Genomic DNA, 17,810 nt, shown 5'->3' with positions numbered 1-17,810 from the left:
CATGAAAAAGATAATATCCATAATCATAATTTCAGTCATCGCCTTTGGTTGTGATGACAGGCTGGATGAACTTAATACGGACAAAAAAAATCCTGCCCAGGTTCCTGCCTCCTCTTTGTTTAGTAATGGACTAAAAAATGGATTCGATATCCTGAATAGTATAAATGTAAATGAAAATGTTTTTAATTTATATGTTCAATACTTTACAACGACCACGTACCCGGAAGAAACCAGATATAATTTAACTTCCAGAACCATTCCGGAAAATTTCTGGTTTTCAATTTACGTTGATGCTCTTTCTGATCTGAATGAAGCAAAAAATCTGATTAATTCAGATCTGGAGAATGAACCGACAAATCCGGAAGAGCTCACTAATCAAATAGCGATAATAAACATTTTCGAAGCGTATTTATATCATACTTTGGTAGATGTATTTGGAAATGTACCATACTCAGAGGCTTTGGATCCAGATAATATTACACCGGTCTATGATGATGCTCAGGCCATTTACGATGAAATCATAATGAAAATAAATACGGCTTTGAGCAATCTTGATGAATCACAGCCGGCATTTGGAGCTACACAGGACATCCTGTATCATGATGACCTGAGTAAATGGATGAAATTTGCTAATACTCTCAAGCTGAGAATAGGCATGCGATATGCAGATGTTGATCCTAACAGATCTACATCGCTGGTAAATGAAGCCCTTTCAGCTGGCATATTTGAAAGCAATGCTGACAATGCATCGCTGGAATATCTGAGTGCTGCACCGAATACCAATCCCGTATATGAAGATCTTGTCTTGAGCGGAAGACAAGACTTTATTCTTGCCGAAACTGTCGGAGATGTTCTTAATTCCCTTCAGGACCCGAGGATTACTGCGTTTGCAACTCCTGTGGCATTTGGGTATCGAACTGATGACAATAATAACAGACTCGATTCGACAATTGTTGATTCTCCCGGTTATTTTATTGTCTGGGATGCTGTCAATGGTTCTGATTCATTATCCTGGCAGCAAGGTACATTCACTATTTCGGCTTCGGATGCCAACCTGAACCCCAGAGTTTTCAGGGGTGGATTGATTGGTGAAAATAATTCATTCGTCACTCATGCAAAGGTAGGACCTGCTCTTTATGCTGATCCTTCTCTTCCCGGAACTATCATGAGTTATTCAGAAGTAGAGTTTTTACTTGCGGAAGCAGTTGAAAGAGGTGGATACAATGTATCAGGAACGGCAGAAGAACATTATAATGCAGGTATAGAGGCATCGTTTGATCAATGGGGAGTCAATGGATATGAAGATTATATTTCTCAGCTAGAGGTCGCTTACGCCACTGCTGATGGTGATTGGAGAAATAAAATAGGTCGTCAACTTTGGATCGCACTATATGATATGGGTGTAGAATCATGGAACTCATGGAAGAGACTCAATCATGACACATTAAAACCCCTTGAAGGTGACACCGAAGTAACAGTTCCGTTACGATTGACTTATCCATTAATCGAAGATCAGTTAAACGGAGACAACGTAGCAGCAGCATCACAAGCTATTGGAGGTGATGAAAAGTACACGAGAATCTTTTGGGATGTAAACTAAAATTCAATTAACCAATATGTAACAGCCGGTAGTCTTACCGGCTGTTTTTATGTTGTACCCTTTAATTTAGCCTTAAATCAAAAATTAGGAATCTATTCAATTAGCTGTTTATATTTTATTAGCTAAATTAAATAGAAACCAATCAACCAACTTATCTATGTCTATAAAAAATATCACCATTGCAGGAGGGGAACTCTCGGATCACAAATTTCTTTTCAAGTAGCTTTTAGTGGGTTTAATGTTACCGTTTATGATGCTTTTGAAAAAGGAATTGAGCATTGTAAAGATCTTCATAACCGGTACGGAAAAATCTATAAAAATGAAATGAATGCTTCGGATCAGCAAATTAAAGAAACACATGAAAGACTTACCTACACTACTAATTTGGCAGAAGCTGTAAAAGATGCCGACCTTATCAACGAATCTATCCCTGAAGACCCGGAAATCAAAACTGCTTTTTACAAAGAACTGGCTATTGTAGCACCGGAAAAAACCATTTTTACAACCAATTCTTCAACCACCATACCGAGTATGTATGCACGGGAAACAGGAAGACCTGATATGTTTCTTGCATTGCATTTTGCCAATCAAATCTGGAAAGCAAACATTGGTGAGGTGATGGGACATAAAGAAACAGATCCTGAAATTTTTGATACCGTAGTGCAATTTGCCAGGGATATTGGAATGGTGCCAATAGTAATCAAGAAAGAACATTCTGGTTATGTCATTAATTCTTTACTTGTTCCTTTTTAGTTGCAGCTATTGATCTTATGGCAAACGATATTGCCTCAGCTGAGGATATTGATAAAACCTGGATGATTGGAATGGGTGGCCCATTAGGTCCTGCTGCAATTATGGATATGATTGGTATGAAAACAGTATACGATGTTTGTAAATTGATCGATAACCAAGAAAATTCTGATGCTTCAGCCAGGCGGGTAAAATTCATTTATGAAAATTTCATCAAGAAGGAGAAAATGGGGTTGATTGTAGGTGAAGGAATTTACAATTATCCTGAACCTGCTTTTACCAAGGAAAACTTCCTTAAATAATTACTCACTTATTAAAAATAACTATCCTGTAAACAGAAAAATGTTACATTAACGTAATGTTGCTATAAAGTCGAAAATGCCTGGATACTAACATTGATTATAATTATTTAAAATAGTATTAAATAATGAGTTTTACAGGCTATTTGATTTAAATCAATTGTAAGTTATCTGCCTTCTTGTTTTCTTATGGATTTCTGTCTTATGAAAGCCTACATATATAGTAACTCATCTTACATTATATGGCGAATAAATCAGTTATTCTGGAAATTGCGGTAAATTTTTTAACTCAATTATTCCTTTAATATGAAATTACTTTTTGAACACGACAAAGCAGACCTTTACTTTAACCAGGAAACCAATTCTATAGAACTTATCTGGAAAAAATATCAGGATGCTGATACCTATAAATTATTATTCACAAAAGGAATCGAATTTCTGAAAGATTTCGGAGCAACTGGATGGTTATCTGACATAAGAAAAGAAGGAGTTGTAGGGCCCTCGTCCTCGAGATGGTTACAAGACGAAGCAATACCTAAAGCTATCGGGTATGGATTGTCAAGAATAGCTGTGGTAATGGATTCTGACATTTTCAAGCAGGTATATGTTGGTAGCATTAATAAAAAGACTGAAAACAAAATGATGAACCATTTTGATTCACTAGAAAACGCCCGCGATTGGCTTGCCCTATCCAACACTACATTAGAAAACGCTTAATCTCAAAGCTAATAAAAAATAAAAATGGACCTGGTAATGCCAGGTCCATTTTTTATTTTAGACTATTCAAATTTAGACTCAAAAAACTAAAATTTTAATTAATAATTAGGTAATTTATTTACAGATCGTATCTCGCCGGTTTTAATGAAAATAAACATTTCAAATTTATTGTCCTTAAAACCATGAACAAAACTCTAAAAATAACTATTACCATACTGCTTATTATTAATATTGTTTGCAGTGTCATCTATTTTGTAGACTTAGAATTATTTCTCAGGTTAGCCAAAGAAGACGGTTTGGTCGAAAATCTTACTGCTATAACCTGCCTGATTTTTTCACTCCTTTTATTATCAAGATATATCAAAGTCTCAAGGGAAAAAAAAGCAAAATGGAAGCTTTTTAATTTGATGATGATATTCGCATTATTCTTTGTTTTTGGCGAAGAAATATCCTGGGGTCAGAGAATTTTCTCAATTGAATCAAGTGAATTTTTCCTGGAAAATAATAAACAGCAGGAAACTAATCTTCACAACCTTGAAGTATTAGGAATCGGAATCAACAAATTAATATTTGGTAAAATGTTAACTGTTATTTTCGGGATCTACTTTTTATTTGGGTATATAATCTATCGCAAAAACACTTCGCTAAGAAAAATAATTAATGAATTTGGTATCCCTATTCCTAAAGCATCTCAAACAGCTGTTCTATTGGGTATTACAGCTTTAGTGATGTCTATCGATGATTCAAAAAAATGGGAATTATGGGAATTAACATTTAGCGTAATTCTTCTATGGGTTTTTATTGACCCATATAATATCGAGGAAAAATTATTTTATACAAAAAAAGATCTGCCCGTGAAAAAAAGAATGAAAATCTACCCTCCCACTACCATTAAAGTATCCTGATTGAATATCTGCAATATTGTGAGTGATAAATACCTTAAAAAATCGAGTATTTCGTTAAAAAAATTGAAATAAACTATCCATTTGCTATTTTGTACTTTTGAAATAATCGTATGAAATATTTGAAATTATTTTTTAAAGTAATCTTTTCTTTACTTTTACTTCCATTGATATATTTTTTAATCGCCATTATCCTTACATGGATACCGGTAAATAATGATTTTGATTCATCTGCCGGTGAAAATCAGATTTATCTAAGTACGAATGGTGTTCACGCTGATATTATTATTCCTATAGATTATTTTGATTCAGCATTTATAAATCAATTAGATACAAATCCAACCGTGGAATACTTGTCTTTTGGATGGGGAGATGAAAACTTTTATTTGAACACTACTACCTGGGCAGACCTGACAGTAAAAAATGCAATCACTGCTTTATTTGTCGATAGCCCTACCCTTATCCATCTTACAAAATATTCAAACGTTTCTGATCATTGGGTAAAAACAAATATAAATCATCAGCAATTAGGAAAATTAAAATCTCAGATAGTCAGTTCATTTGAATACGATAACGGCAAAGTCCAGCTTCTTGAAGGAGCAGGATACCATTCGAATGATAATTTTTACAAAGCTACAGGTAGCTATAACCTGTTCAACACTTGTAATTCCTGGACAAACAAGGTGTTAAAAAACAGTGGGTTAAGAGCCTGTGTCTGGACACCGTTTGATTTCGGTATTATAAATAAATATGAATAACCGATTAGATTCTATCTTTCGTTCTTATACACCCACCAGCCCGCATAAATTAATAATATTTGCAGTCCTAATCTCATTATTGCAATTAAAGTATTCCCGGTTACCGGATCTGCTCTAAAAACATCCCAAATGTGTAAAGGCAAAAAGGCAAGCATCAGGCCAGCAAAAGCAAGTCCGGCAATTCCCCTGAAGGTTGGTATAAAAAATAGAATACCAATCAAAATCTCAACTACACCAGCACCAATATTTGCCAGATTATTTGCAATAAATGGCGGAATCATTTCAATGTAAATTTCCGGATTGATTAGGTGATTTACTCCACCTAGTATCATTATTATTCCAAGTATGTAAGGTAGAATTTTTTTCATTTTGGTTATTTTTATTTTATAATTTCAAATCTTTTTGAGGAATCAGAATACTCCAGCGAGTGTATTTTCCACTTAGTATCTTTTTCAGGTTTATCGAGTTCCCTGGCTACCACCAGCTTTTCTCCATCTGTACGTAAATTGATCATTCCATATTTGGTGATCATGGAATCAATTTCCTTTCTGGCTTTAATTTTTATCGCTTCAAAAGTTTTAAGTTTTTCCTGATTATCCTCACTTTTCATTTCATCTTCTACCTGTTTTATCTTTTCCAGGCGATCGAATATATACTTCTTTTTTTCTTTATTGAATTCTGCTTTTGCATGTGCAAGATCAGTGGTTACAACCGGTACATTTAAATCTTTGATCTTTTCACCCAGGGCTTCAGTTATATCATTAACTGAATTAAAATCGCTTTCATCTCCACCTGTTGAAAAGATTATTACCCGACTGTCTGCAGCCTCGATTAAACCTTGATCAAATAACTTCTTATTTAATGGTCCCGCACTAATTACATCCGCCTTCAAGCATTTGGATTTTTTATTATCAGAATAATAATCAATAAATTCCCGGGAATCTTCCTTATCTGATTCACCTCCTAATAAAATTTCTGCATTTCCATAACTTACCTTCAGCCTGATGGCCTGGTTAAGCCTCATAGAATTATCTGCAAGAGGAGAAAGCACCCGGATATTAAACTTTTTATCATTTATTATATTTTCACTGTCATAACCATTTAAGAATTCAGTCTTATTATTAATCGGGTAGAACTTTAAATTTTCATTATGATCTAAGGCATTTCTAAAAATCTTTATTAGTGATGTTCCTTCAGTTTTTATTCTATCTGACAATTTGTGTTGATCAGCTACAAATTCAAAGCTTTCTCCATTACCTTTCTTAGCCAGGAAACCATTAAAGTACAGATTGTCAAATGGCAGTTCTTTGTTATTAAATATGTGTTTAAATCCACCGAAATAATTCCGGTCATTTCTTGTAACAACTGCTGAAAATGCTTGTTGAATTTTTTCTTTTCTGTATAGGTCAAATCGCCAGAATAAATAATGATTCATATTGGCAGAATTCCCGGCATCTATCAATATATTTTTTTCATCGGGAGTAATTATATGACAGCCATCTCCTTCCCCACCGTCAATAAAATTCATTTCGAGGACTCGGTCTTTCTGAATATCACTTACTTTTACCCATCCTGCATTATTTCGACATCTTACCCTGACCCGTTCATTTGTAATTTCAGTGTCGATAATATTTATCATGTCTCCGAAAAGCAGGTGATTTCTCCATTCATCGCTGTCTGAGTACCTGTATAGTTTTACAGAAGGAAAAGTTGCGAAAGCATACTTATAATTATACTGACCAAGATTAAATAGATGTTCGGGTAAATGTTCTTCTGTCATTTGCTGTTCTTATTTAAAATGATCTAAGCCGTCAATTAGATTTAATTTAATATTTAATTCACAGCTTATCAAACTGAATGTTAAATGAAAATTTAATACTAAAAAGTCATGAGTATTATTTTATAAATAAGTGATATCTAATGAAATAAGCAGTGTTAATAAACATTATGACTTATAATTCGTTTAAGGAAGTAAATTAACATAAAAATAATATGGATATTAAAAATAAAGCTAAAGACGAATTAGAGAAAAGAATTCACGAGATTGAAGATTACATAGCCAAAAAAGGAGTGGGTTCTAATTATCTAACTAAAGCACAACGTATACAAAGAAATCTTAACCTAGCATTAGCCGTAGGAGCAGTGGTAACAGTTGCAGGAATTGCTACATGGGCACTTCTTTCCAACCATGAGGAGGAATAATCCTTCTCACTTCCTATTATTTAGGATTACCAGATCCTGACTATTTAGCCTCAGATCTGAATGGAGTTTATTATCCCTAAAATACCTATTCAACAAATCCAACCTTATTAAATAGAAATATCCAGTATTATAATCATCTGGTTGTTTTTGCTTTTTAATCCGTTTTTATTTTTATTGAAATCACACCAAATAACCTGATATGCTTAAGAAAATTGTCATAGGTTTCGGAGTGATTGTTCTGTTTTTATTTCTTTACCTCCTACTCTATCCAGTGCCATTTGAACCGGTAAGCTGGCATCAAATGGAAAACCCGGGACTTGTCGAAGACCTTGCTCCCAACAATGAATTAAGAAATGCCACTCCAATTCTTGAAGGCTACCCACAACCTGAAGCCATAGCACTTGGACCGGATAACCGTCTATATACAGGTTTAAAAGATGGTCGAATTATTAGATTCGATCATGGTGGAATCAATATAGAAGAGTTTGCTAACACAGGAGGCAGACCACTGGGTATGAAGTTTAACCAACAAGGGAACCTGATTATTGCAGACGAATATAAAGGGCTGATTTCTATAAATAGTACCGGTAAGATGGAGGTACTGGCTGATAGTGTTGAAGGTACTAAAATTAAGTTAGCTGATGATCTGGATATTTCTTCGGATGGAACAATTTGGTTTAGCGATGCCAGCCAAAGACACCACGCTGATGAGGTGCTAATGGAATTTTGGGAGCTGCAACCAACCGGCCGGCTTTTGAAATACAACCCCGCCACTAAATCAACCATTGTCGAAATGGATAGTTTGCGATTTGCAAATGGAGTCGCTCTAGGCCCTGATGATAAATACGTACTGGTGAATGAAACTGTCGGGATGAGAATCAAAAAGCTTTGGTTAAAAGGTCCTAAAAAAGGTGATGTAGAATATTTTCAGGATAACCTTCCCGGGTACCCTGATAATATAACTTATACTGAAAAGGGTATATTCTGGGTAGCATTTCCATCTGTTCGAACAGGAACCCTCGAGCCTTTATATACTAAACCAATGCTTCGTAAAATAGCCTACAGGGTATCTTCTGTATTTCCACCAGAAATGCCTCCTCCTTACGGTATGATTATAGGGTATGATACGCTTGGAAATGTCGTATATAATCTTCAGGATAAATCAGGGCTTTATCATGATATTACCAGCGCAGTCCAAACGAGAGACACTCTATACTTTGGTAGTTACAAGATGAATAAGGCTGGATACTTTCTTACTTCAGAATAGCAATAATTTGATTCAACAGAACCTTATAATTGTTGCTCAACAATAACAATTGTCTTAGCTTCACGTAATTATTAATGCACGGGGTGCCAACTTGGCTGAGATCATACCCGCAACCTGATTTGGATAATGCCAACGTAGGGATAGCAAAAACTATTATTTCCATTTTGTATCCATTCTGTTGGTATCAGGCCAAAGGATGGATTTTTAGTTTTTAAACATCTTGAAAATGGAAATAGATAAAAAAAATTCAACTGTTCTGATACCAGAACAACAACCTAACTGGCAAGGCAGACCGGAATGGTTTTTTAACCGTGAACATACTGACACTTATGAACTGTGGTACGAAGGACGTTATAAAAGAGCAGAAGTCTGGCAGAAAAAAGTAATGGAACAACTCGTCAGTAAAGATAAGCGAGTTAAAACATTACTTGAATTTGGCTGTGGAACTACGAGATTTACACGGTGGTGGAAGGAAATCGGTATCGAAGCCACAGGAGGAGATATCTCTCCACTAATGTTATCACAGGCTATTCACTTATTTGAGGGAGACCTTGTAATGGCTGATTCTCATCATATGCCATTTAAAGATAACACCTTTGACGCTCTTGCTTTTATTACCACTTTCGAGTATTATAAAGACCCTGTTAAAGTGATCAGGGAAGCAGCCAGAGTAGCTAAACATGGTATCGCCATGGGAATGATGAATAGAAATTCCCCAAAAGTGGCTCGAAGAAGGGTTCAGCAATTATTTGGTAAAAATCCATTTTACGTAACGGCTACTTTTTATACTCCTAAAATGCTTACCAAAATAATTGATGAAGCGCTCCAGGGAAGGGACTACACGATCGAGTGGTCGTGTACAGGATTACCAAAATGGTTTCCTGTACAACAATGGAGTGTTCCGATCGGTGACTTCTTCGGCCTTTATGTTCAACTTAACGATCTTGAATAATGAGTGAAATACTAGGAAAAGCAGATCATAAAATGATCAATAAGATCAAAAAGTACTCCGGTCATAATAGGCCGGACGTAATTACAGGCCCCGGTTTCGGAGTAGATGTATCGCTGGTTGATATACCCGGAAATCTGGCATTGGCAATGACTAGTGACCCTTTATCTCTCATTCCATCGTTAGGACTGGAAGAATCGGCCTGGTTATCGGTTCATCTTATGGCTAATGATATGGCTACCACAGGCTTTGCTCCTCAGTTTGGCCAGTTTGTTCTAAATCTACCAGCTGGTTTTACTAAAGAAGATTTTGATACTTATTGGAATTACATACATAAATTTTGTGATGAAATAGGTACTGCAATAACCGGAGGTCATACCGGTTTTATTGAAGGACAGAATTCGACAATCTCTGGAGGTGGAACCTTAACCACTATTGCTGAAAAAGAGAAAGTTAAATTATCTCACAATGCCAAGAAAGGTCATAAAATTCTGGTAACAAAAGCCTGCGCAATGAGTTCGGCAGCGATTCTTGCGAAAAGCTTTCCGGATAAATTAACAGGTGAACTTGGAAAAGAAGTTCAATTACAAACAGAAGAATTATTTTTCCAGACTTCATCTCTTCAGGATGCACTTACAGCAGTAACAACTCCGGAAATTGAAAATTCAGATATCTCTGCTATGCACGATGTGACTGAAGGTGGCGTACTTGGAGCAATCTATGAATTAGCTATTGCCTCCGGAAATGGAGTTTTAGTCGATAATGAGAAAATTCCTAAGAATCAAAATATCGAGCAAGTATGTTCAGTCTTTGATTTAGATTCACGATATGTCATCGGTGCCGGTTCAATGATCATTTGCTGTACTCCTGAAGCTTCAGAGAAGATTAGTGCTCATCTTAACGAAAACGGGATCAGATGTTCCGAAGTTGGCGAATTGACTGATGAAAATGAAGGAATAAAAGTCACCACTAATGGTATTTCGGAAGATATTATCTATTTTGAAGAAGACCCTTATTGGTCGGCATTTTTCAATGCTTTAAAATCAGGATGGAAATAATGAAAAAAAGTAGAATTAATAGCGGCATCTACCTTGTTATTGACCCTTCAGAGCCATTGCAAGAGACCATTGATATATTAAATGATCTTCTGGAAGAAGGATTAGCAGCAGTTCAGATTTGGGATAATTTTAAAAAAACACCCGATCTCAAAAATTATATTAAAGAAATCAAGAAAGTGTGTAAAGATTTCGACACACCTGTATTGATAAATAATCAAAAAAATTATTTGCTGAACTTGCACTCGATGGTATTCACTTCGATGAAATACCCCGTGACTTCGATCGGATCAAATCCAATGTCCCTAATAATAGAATTTTTGGATTGACTGTAAATAATGACCTTGATATAATTAAGGAGGCCATTGATTACGGATTTGATTATTTATCCTTTTGTACGGTTTTCCCGAGTGAGACCAATAATAGTTGTGAACTGGTCGATCCAAAGATTGTTAAAAAGCTGCCGAGTTAACGGATATTCCGATATTTTTATCTGGTGGAATCACTACAAAAAACATGAAAGATCTAGATGATCTACCCTATTACGGAATAGCAATAGTATCGGGAATAATGAGTTCAGAAGACCCACTTGATGCATTGAGAAATTATAAAAAGAAGCTAAAAAAGAAATGAAAAGAGATACGATAGATAAACTTTGCTGTCCATTTGATAAAAATGATCTTGACTTGACTGTGGTCACTAAGGACACAACTGAGAATATACTTGAAGGTTTTTTCACCTGCAAAGAATGCAGAAGAATCTATCCTATTGTCCGTGGCATTCCTATAATGAATCCGGATGAATACAGGGAGTTTAGCCTGGAGAAACCTTTGTTAGATAAATGGAACAAACAATTAGAAGGAATGAAAATAGAAAACTTCCGATTGATTGAAGAATGATAAGAAAATTGAATTTGAATATATGAAGGATTTTATAGCCTAGTTTTCACCACTTATCAAAAATAGTTACTAAGACAATATAAAATAAGTTATCATTATCCGTAGCAAATATTTGGTACGGATTTTTTTAATTATTTAATATGAAAACCAATCATTTTTTAATCGCCTTCCTTCTCATTATCAGTTCTGTGGAAAGTATAAATTCACAATCATTTATTGAATTTGAATATGCCAATCCGGAAAGTAAGGGTTTTTCAAAATCAAGACTAGATACTCTGACTCAATTCCTTGAAAAAGCAGGATCCTCTTCCCTATTGATCCTCGTTGATGGCCAAATAGTCTATGAATACGGTGATACTAAAAAACCTCATACTATTCATAGTATTCGAAAAGCAATGTTAAACTCTCTTTATGGGATTGCTATTGATGATGGTCTCATTGATACAACCATGACATTAGGAGAATTAGAAATAGATGATATAGATCCTGGGCTTACAGAAACCGAATTACAGGCAACTGTAGCTGATCTATTAAAATCACGATCCGGAATTTATCACCATGCAGCAGCAGTTTCAGAGGGTATGCTGGCCAAGATGCCTCCCAGAGGCACACATAAACCCGGGGAACATTATTATTATAACAACTGGGATTTTAATGTCCTAGGATATATTTTGGAAAAAAGAACTGGCAAAAAAATTTATGATCTGTTTTATGAACAAATCGCTGTTCCAACGGGTATGCAGCATTATAAAGCAAATTATGTTTCAATCGATGGAGAGGTAGAAAACATGGAAATACCAGATACAGATGGTTTTTACATGTTTGAAAACAGTAAATCAAAATACCCGGCCTACCATTTCAGATTGTCATCAAGAGATATGGCTCGATATGCTCAGCTTTATTTGAATAAAGGTACCTGGAATGGGAACCAAATTGTACCTGAAGATTGGATAGATGCCAGTACCCAACCTATTTCAGTATATGATCCCGGTTATGGTATAGCATACGGTATGCTATGGAATGTATTAATGAAAACAGAAAACAGAAGTTCCAGATCATTTTTCCACACGGGAACAGGAATACATATGCTGGCAGTATATCCGGCTTCAAAAATGGTGTTAATTCACCGGGTAGATACTGAAAATGAATATACCTTTAACAAGGGTGATTTTTACAGAATGATTTCCCTAGTTTGGGGAGCGAGAAAATAAGCTGAAATAAGTATAATGAAATCATTAATTATTGGCAATTATTTTTCCAAAGGACGAATCGTCATATTCATAATCCTAATGATATTTGGGATTCTGGCGTTGCTTAAAGCCAACTTAGTTCTTTCGTTAATTTTACTCTTATTAAGTGCTGTCGTATTAACAACTAAATATGGTTTTTCAATTGATCTGAAAAACAACATCTATCATGACTACACCTTAGTCTTTGGATTTAAGATAGGACAAAAGCATGCATTTGAAGAAATAGACTGTATTTTTTACAAAATAAACTCAACTTTAGAAACCAGGTCAGACTATTCCACGGCTAATTCATCAACTAAAAGAAAAATCGATTTCGATGCATACATCAGGTTTTCTGATAACAAAAAGGTTCACCTTGGAAGTTATAAAGATGAGGAATCACTAATTAAAAACATAAAACCATACGCTGAATCTCTCAATACAAAATTTATAAATCTGAATAATAATTAGAACCAAAAAACTAAAATTCTATTCAATTATTAGCTTATGATTTACATCATAGAATAAGCAGACCATTCTTATCTAATTTTTATCTCTAACCAGCGACCTTTAAGAAAAAAAACATGAAGGTCTGTGATACAGCTGCCCAGGCAGTTGAAATTATAAAATCTGGTGATAATGTCTTTCTTCACTCTGCTGCTTCTACTCCTCAACAGTTAGTAAATGCAATGACAGCACGGCACAATGAATTAAAAGATGTAACAATTTATAGTATTCATACTGAAGGGGATGCACCCTATGCAGAAGAACAATATTCCGATAGTTTTAATGTGAAAGCAATGTTTGTCGGGGCCAACATCAGAAGGCATGTCCAGGCAGGTAGAGCAAGTTATATTCCAATGTTTTTAAGTGAAATACCTCTTGCTATTAGGAATGGAATTATCCCGGTCGATGTGGCCTTGATCCAGGTATCACCACCCAATAAACATGGATATTGCAGTCTGGGTATTTCTGTTGATGTCACTTATGCAGCAGTAAATTGTGCAAAAAAGGTTATTGCTCAGATTAATCCAAACGTACCACGGACCTCTGGAGATGGAACTATTCATATTAGCCAGATCGACAACATGATAGCTGTTAATGATCCGCTTTTTGAACATCCTACAAAACCATTAAGTGATATCGAACTACAAATAGGAAAGCATATTGCAGATCTGATTGAAGACGGTTCTACCCTTCAAACCGGCATTGGCTCCATTCCAGATGCTGCTCTATTAGCTTTGGAAAACCATCGAGAACTGGGTATGCATACTGAAATGTTTTCTGATGGCGTAATGAACCTGATGGAGAAGGGAGTGATAAATGGCAATAAAAAAGCTATTTATAAAGGTAAAGTAACATCCGGATTTTGTTTAGGATCCAGGAAGCTTTATGACTTTATTGATGATAACCCGGCCTTTGAATTTCTAGATTCCTCCTTCATTAACGATACAAAAATGATCAGGCAGAACCCTAAAGTCATTGCAATCAATTCTGCGCTCGAGGTAGATCTTTACGGTCAGGTGTGTGCTGATAGTATCGGTAGCAGGCAATATTCAGGAGTTGGTGGTCAAATGGATTTTATCAGAGGTGCATCCCTATCGCAGGGTGGTAAACCAATCATTGCTCTTCCGTCTCAAACAAGAAACGGTAAAAGTAAAATTGTATGCCGGTTAACTCCGGGAGCAAGTGTAGTAACAACCAGGGCCCACGTTCATTGGATCGTTACCGAATACGGAGCAGTTAATGTCTATGGTAAAACACTGAAAGAAAGAACTGACCTCCTGATCAGTATCGCTCACCCTGATCATCAGGAAGCACTCGAAAGAGAGGTTTATGAATTATTATAAAATCGTACTTTAAATTTAACACAGGGGAGCCTTCAAAGGCTCCCTTTTTAATTTAATTCCACTGTTGATTTTATAGTATTAAATACTATTTTTGAGTCTCATTTTTTATTTATCAACTATAATAATGAATAATAAATTTTTACTTTTAATAGTATTACAATTCTTATTACTTTTTAATTCTCAGGCTACTCACATTCGTGGCGGAGAAATCAGGATTATTCAGGAAGATCCAAATAGTCTGGAATGTAAAGTTGTTTTTACGGGTTGGAGAGATGCTGAATCAGGTGTCGAATTTGGTTATGGTTTTTTGGATTTTGGAGATGGAACTGTTATTGAAACTAGGCCAAATGAATTTGAAATCAACAATATCTCATACATAGATTTTTTACAAAAAGTTGAATTAACAGTTTATCATACCTTCCCCGATCATGGTCAATATGTAATCTCCTATACTGAACAAAACAGAAATGATTTTCTGGAAAATATTAGTGGAGGATATTCTGTTGATATACCATTTTATATAGAGTCTATGTTCAGCCTGATACACGGCCAGAGATATGAATCACCGGTATTTAACTTAGATCAATCAAATTTTTACTATTTCCCGGGAAATTTAAATCTATCGATGGGTGGCTATGATCCGAATAACTATCGTCTATATTATTCTTTTGTAGAACCTAAACAAGGAAAAAATTCTCCCGTTCCAAATTATCATTTTTTAGATAGCTTAAAAATTAATCATGTAAGTGGACACCTATCCTGGAATGGCTATGTGGAGGACTTACTACCCCAGGGATTACTTGATCAAAGAGAATTTTCAGCAGCAATAAAAGTTTATCAATTTGACCAATTTGATAATATCGTTGGTTATGTTATCAGAGATTTTAATATAATAACTCTAGAGAATGAGCCTGTCATTTTAAATAATGGTAAAATAAATCAGTTTGAAATGCATTTAGGCGAAGGAGAAGTACAAACTAAAGAAGTTTTGATCGAATATATTGGAGGCACGGTTGAGACTCAATTGATCTCGGAGCTTTTTCAATATGAAAATAATATTAGTTACACCATCGAAAATTCAACAGTAAATGACACAACATATCATAAAATCAAGATAACCATTACTAATGCAGAACAAATTAGCAGAGACTTGCCTTACATAGTTTCATTGAGAACAGAGGTAACAAAATGGGATTCTGATTTTCAAAAATCTGCTTCATTTTTAGATGATCATACTATTGCAGTTTTTACAAACGATAATTATGTTGATAAGGATCTGAATACAATACTGTCTTTAGACGATCAATTTAATAGCCAATTTTTAGCCTTCCCTAATCCAGCCAGGGAATATCTTAATTTTAAAAGTAACAATTCCTTAGAGGGTACCCTTACCATCTATAACATTCAGGGGCAATTTATCAGATCTATAAGTATAAACCATCCTGTTAAAATAGATATACGCAGCCTGAAAAACGGAAACTATATTGGTATAATAACTAACCAGACTGGTATAGTTGACAAATTCAAGTTTATAAAAGAAGATTAAATCAAAAGTGGAGTTTTTTGCTCCCTTTTTCCTTTCAAATCAGAAAAATTCCAGGAATCAAGACTTCCTGCTATACAATCTATCAAGACTTTGATCATTATCTTTTCATTTTTTAGGAATTATTATTCTGAATTTTGGTAAATTAATACCTACTCTTAAAAAAATGGCGAGAAAAATAATTAATAACCCAAGAAAATGTGCAATCACACATTTGATGAATATTATTGGAGGAAAATGGAAAATCATAATCATTCATGTGATTGGACATAAGCCGATAAAATTTGATGGATTGTTGCATTGTATACCAGCGATATCCAAAGCAATGCTCACAATTCAATTAAAGGAATTAGAAGAAGATGGTATTATCGAAAAAAGATTATTTCATGATATACAACCCCATATTGATTACTCCTTAACAAATAAAGGTAAATCCCTGGTACCTATTATTAACTTATTTAGTGATTGGTGTGATGAAAACATTGAAGGAATTGAATTTGTACCTTGCAGAATTGATCACCTGGGAAGTAATGAAGAAGGTAATTATAACAGATTATTTACAGAAGAGTAATGGCTTTCAAGTTTGAATCAACATACTCTTGACCGTTAACAATCTTTCATCGATACTTAATCTTGATTTGTAGAAAATTTCTCATAAGTAGATTCTAATGAGTTATTTTTAATATGTTCTCACCGAGTTGAATAAAGGCTTGAACCAAAATCATCAGATTATGAAATTTAATCTTTTCTTAATAGTTACTATGGTAATGATCATAACAATTTCTTGTGATGACGATGATGATAATCAGAGTAACCCTAATCCAATAGAAGAAAATATCATTGATGAGGAAGGTGGTTCTGTTGCAACACAAGACGGAGTAATGGAATTAAATGTTCCTGCGGAGGCATTATCTGAAGCTACAGCGATTACTGTTGAACAGACTGAGGAGCCCGTTCCTGGTACATTAGTTTTAGCCCAAAGTGCTTACGATTGGGGGCCTGATGGAACGCAATTTGATATACCTGCAGTTTTGACATATAATTATCGCAATGACAATATACCGATTTCAGGTGCTGATGAGCTTCTTACAATGGCATATTATGAAAACTCAGCATTAATTGAGCTTCCTTCCATTGTAAATGCATCAACAAAAACTATACAGGCTGATGTTGATCATTTTACCGTTTTCACCATTGTTGCAAGACAAGAATGGCTGGTTAATTTTAATGGCACTAATTACCTTATGGATAATGAATTATCCCTTGTTTATAAAGAGGGGTTTTCAGATCCATTTGACGAAGACAATAATTCTAACCCTACACACTATCTATACAATTTTGAAATTGGGGATCGATTGGAAAACATCATTCTTGACATATATTTATATGCTCCACAAGAAAGTGATTTTTTAAATAACACCTTTGAGTTTAGAGATGAAGGCCTGGTCACACCGGAAGATGTGGCAAATTCAACTTTTTTCTTTGATGCCAGGTTAGTACTAAATCAAAACCAGGTAGATATAAGACCGGTAAGCGGTACTATTGAATTAAAGAGTAATATTGAGGAAAATCGTTACTACTTAACATTCAATCTTATCTATCCGGATGACGAATCCCTGACGGGAAGCTACTACGGAAATTTTACTGAAGTTCAGTAACTATATAAAGGTGAAAAGCACAACAGCTGTTGTGCTTTTTCATTATTTAATATTATCTATAGTGATACCATTCAATATCATAAATTAATTCTCATAATTTACCATCGACTGCAATATTAGCATTAGCTTTAC

The 17,810-nt window shown here is 34.9% G+C and carries 21 protein-coding genes and 1 riboswitch; of the genes, 19 read left to right on the top strand and 2 right to left on the bottom strand.

Annotated elements, in window-relative coordinates:
• Position 1 precedes the first annotated feature (1 nt).
• The 6 genes from DCC35_RS06705 to DCC35_RS06685 all read left to right on the top strand — a co-directional run bounded on the left by DCC35_RS06705 (position 2) and on the right by DCC35_RS06685 (position 5,026).
• Positions 2-1,600, top strand: a complete 1,599-nt coding sequence (locus DCC35_RS06705) for a SusD/RagB family nutrient-binding outer membrane lipoprotein (RefSeq protein ID WP_137090053.1) — start codon at positions 2-4, stop codon at positions 1,598-1,600.
• A gap of 141 nt (positions 1,601-1,741) precedes the next feature.
• Positions 1,742-2,353, top strand: a complete 612-nt coding sequence (locus DCC35_RS20855) for a 3-hydroxyacyl-CoA dehydrogenase NAD-binding domain-containing protein (protein ID WP_217495950.1) — start codon at positions 1,742-1,744, stop codon at positions 2,351-2,353.
• A 17-nt stretch (positions 2,354-2,370) separates the two neighbouring features.
• Positions 2,371-2,652, top strand: coding sequence for a 3-hydroxyacyl-CoA dehydrogenase family protein (locus DCC35_RS20850; protein WP_217495930.1), 282 nt, complete (start codon positions 2,371-2,373; stop codon positions 2,650-2,652).
• 303 nt (positions 2,653-2,955) lie between these two features.
• The gene (locus tag DCC35_RS06695; RefSeq protein ID WP_137090052.1) at positions 2,956-3,366 is read left to right on the top strand and encodes an STAS/SEC14 domain-containing protein; all 411 of its coding nucleotides are present in this window, start codon (positions 2,956-2,958) and stop codon (positions 3,364-3,366) included.
• Positions 3,367-3,548: 182 nt separating this feature from the next.
• On the top strand, positions 3,549-4,271 hold the full coding sequence (locus DCC35_RS06690; RefSeq protein ID WP_137090051.1) for a hypothetical protein: 723 nt from the start codon (positions 3,549-3,551) through the stop codon (positions 4,269-4,271).
• A gap of 110 nt (positions 4,272-4,381) precedes the next feature.
• The gene (locus tag DCC35_RS06685; protein WP_137090050.1) at positions 4,382-5,026 is read left to right on the top strand and encodes a TIGR02117 family protein; all 645 of its coding nucleotides are present in this window, start codon (positions 4,382-4,384) and stop codon (positions 5,024-5,026) included.
• Positions 5,027-5,037: 11 nt separating this feature from the next.
• On the opposite strand, the gene DCC35_RS06680 is transcribed toward DCC35_RS06685, so the two are convergent.
• Entirely contained in the window at positions 5,038-5,394 is a 357-nt protein-coding gene (locus tag DCC35_RS06680) for a hypothetical protein (RefSeq protein WP_137090049.1), read from the bottom strand.
• Positions 5,395-5,405: 11 nt separating this feature from the next.
• Complete coding sequence (locus tag DCC35_RS06675) at positions 5,406-6,806, bottom strand: ComEC/Rec2 family competence protein (RefSeq protein ID WP_137090048.1); 1,401 nt, start codon at positions 6,804-6,806, stop codon at positions 5,406-5,408.
• 212 nt (positions 6,807-7,018) lie between these two features.
• Between DCC35_RS06675 and DCC35_RS06670 the strand changes: the two genes are divergently transcribed.
• From DCC35_RS06670 to DCC35_RS06610, 13 genes are all read left to right on the top strand, one after another.
• Positions 7,019-7,228, top strand: a complete 210-nt coding sequence (locus tag DCC35_RS06670; protein WP_137090047.1) for a hypothetical protein — start codon at positions 7,019-7,021, stop codon at positions 7,226-7,228.
• 199 nt (positions 7,229-7,427) lie between these two features.
• A complete protein-coding gene (locus DCC35_RS06665; RefSeq protein ID WP_137090046.1) occupies positions 7,428-8,495 on the top strand; it encodes an SMP-30/gluconolactonase/LRE family protein in 1,068 nt (355 codons plus the stop codon).
• A gap of 69 nt (positions 8,496-8,564) precedes the next feature.
• Positions 8,565-8,654, top strand: a riboswitch (TPP riboswitch).
• Between the two features lie 67 nt (positions 8,655-8,721).
• On the top strand, positions 8,722-9,447 hold the full coding sequence (locus tag DCC35_RS06660) for a class I SAM-dependent methyltransferase (protein ID WP_175402749.1): 726 nt from the start codon (positions 8,722-8,724) through the stop codon (positions 9,445-9,447).
• Complete coding sequence (locus DCC35_RS06655) at positions 9,447-10,502, top strand: AIR synthase-related protein (protein ID WP_137090044.1); 1,056 nt, start codon at positions 9,447-9,449, stop codon at positions 10,500-10,502. Before DCC35_RS06660 ends, DCC35_RS06655 begins: the two co-directional genes overlap by 1 nt.
• Positions 10,502-10,828: a thiamine phosphate synthase gene (locus tag DCC35_RS06650; protein WP_175402748.1), complete on the top strand. Its 327-nt coding sequence runs from the start codon at positions 10,502-10,504 to the stop codon at positions 10,826-10,828. Before DCC35_RS06655 ends, DCC35_RS06650 begins: the two co-directional genes overlap by 1 nt.
• Positions 10,753-10,971: a thiamine phosphate synthase gene (locus DCC35_RS22030; protein WP_137092603.1), complete on the top strand. Its 219-nt coding sequence runs from the start codon at positions 10,753-10,755 to the stop codon at positions 10,969-10,971. Before DCC35_RS06650 ends, DCC35_RS22030 begins: the two co-directional genes overlap by 76 nt.
• A 157-nt stretch (positions 10,972-11,128) precedes the next feature.
• Entirely contained in the window at positions 11,129-11,398 is a 270-nt protein-coding gene (locus tag DCC35_RS06640; RefSeq protein WP_137090042.1) for a Trm112 family protein, read from the top strand.
• A 140-nt stretch (positions 11,399-11,538) separates the two neighbouring features.
• Positions 11,539-12,609, top strand: coding sequence for a serine hydrolase domain-containing protein (locus DCC35_RS06635; RefSeq protein WP_137090041.1), 1,071 nt, complete (start codon positions 11,539-11,541; stop codon positions 12,607-12,609).
• 15 nt (positions 12,610-12,624) lie between these two features.
• Complete coding sequence (locus DCC35_RS06630) at positions 12,625-13,098, top strand: hypothetical protein (RefSeq protein WP_137090040.1); 474 nt, start codon at positions 12,625-12,627, stop codon at positions 13,096-13,098.
• Positions 13,099-13,211: 113 nt separating this feature from the next.
• Positions 13,212-14,477: an acetyl-CoA hydrolase/transferase family protein gene (locus tag DCC35_RS06625; RefSeq protein WP_137090039.1), complete on the top strand. Its 1,266-nt coding sequence runs from the start codon at positions 13,212-13,214 to the stop codon at positions 14,475-14,477.
• Between the two features lie 124 nt (positions 14,478-14,601).
• The gene (locus DCC35_RS06620) at positions 14,602-16,023 is read left to right on the top strand and encodes a T9SS type A sorting domain-containing protein (RefSeq protein WP_137090038.1); all 1,422 of its coding nucleotides are present in this window, start codon (positions 14,602-14,604) and stop codon (positions 16,021-16,023) included.
• A gap of 163 nt (positions 16,024-16,186) precedes the next feature.
• Complete coding sequence (locus DCC35_RS06615; RefSeq protein ID WP_137090037.1) at positions 16,187-16,591, top strand: winged helix-turn-helix transcriptional regulator; 405 nt, start codon at positions 16,187-16,189, stop codon at positions 16,589-16,591.
• A 160-nt stretch (positions 16,592-16,751) separates the two neighbouring features.
• Positions 16,752-17,678 (top strand): hypothetical protein, encoded by a 927-nt coding sequence (locus tag DCC35_RS06610; protein ID WP_137090036.1) that lies wholly within the window; start codon positions 16,752-16,754, stop codon positions 17,676-17,678.
• Positions 17,679-17,810: the final 132 nt, after the last annotated feature.

The sequence above is a fragment of the Mangrovivirga cuniculi genome, from assembly GCF_005166025.1.
Taxonomy (GTDB): Bacteria; Bacteroidota; Bacteroidia; order Cytophagales; family Cyclobacteriaceae; genus Mangrovivirga; species Mangrovivirga cuniculi.
Note: the sequence above shows the minus strand (reverse complement) of the source record. Positions and strands in the feature narration are given on the sequence as shown.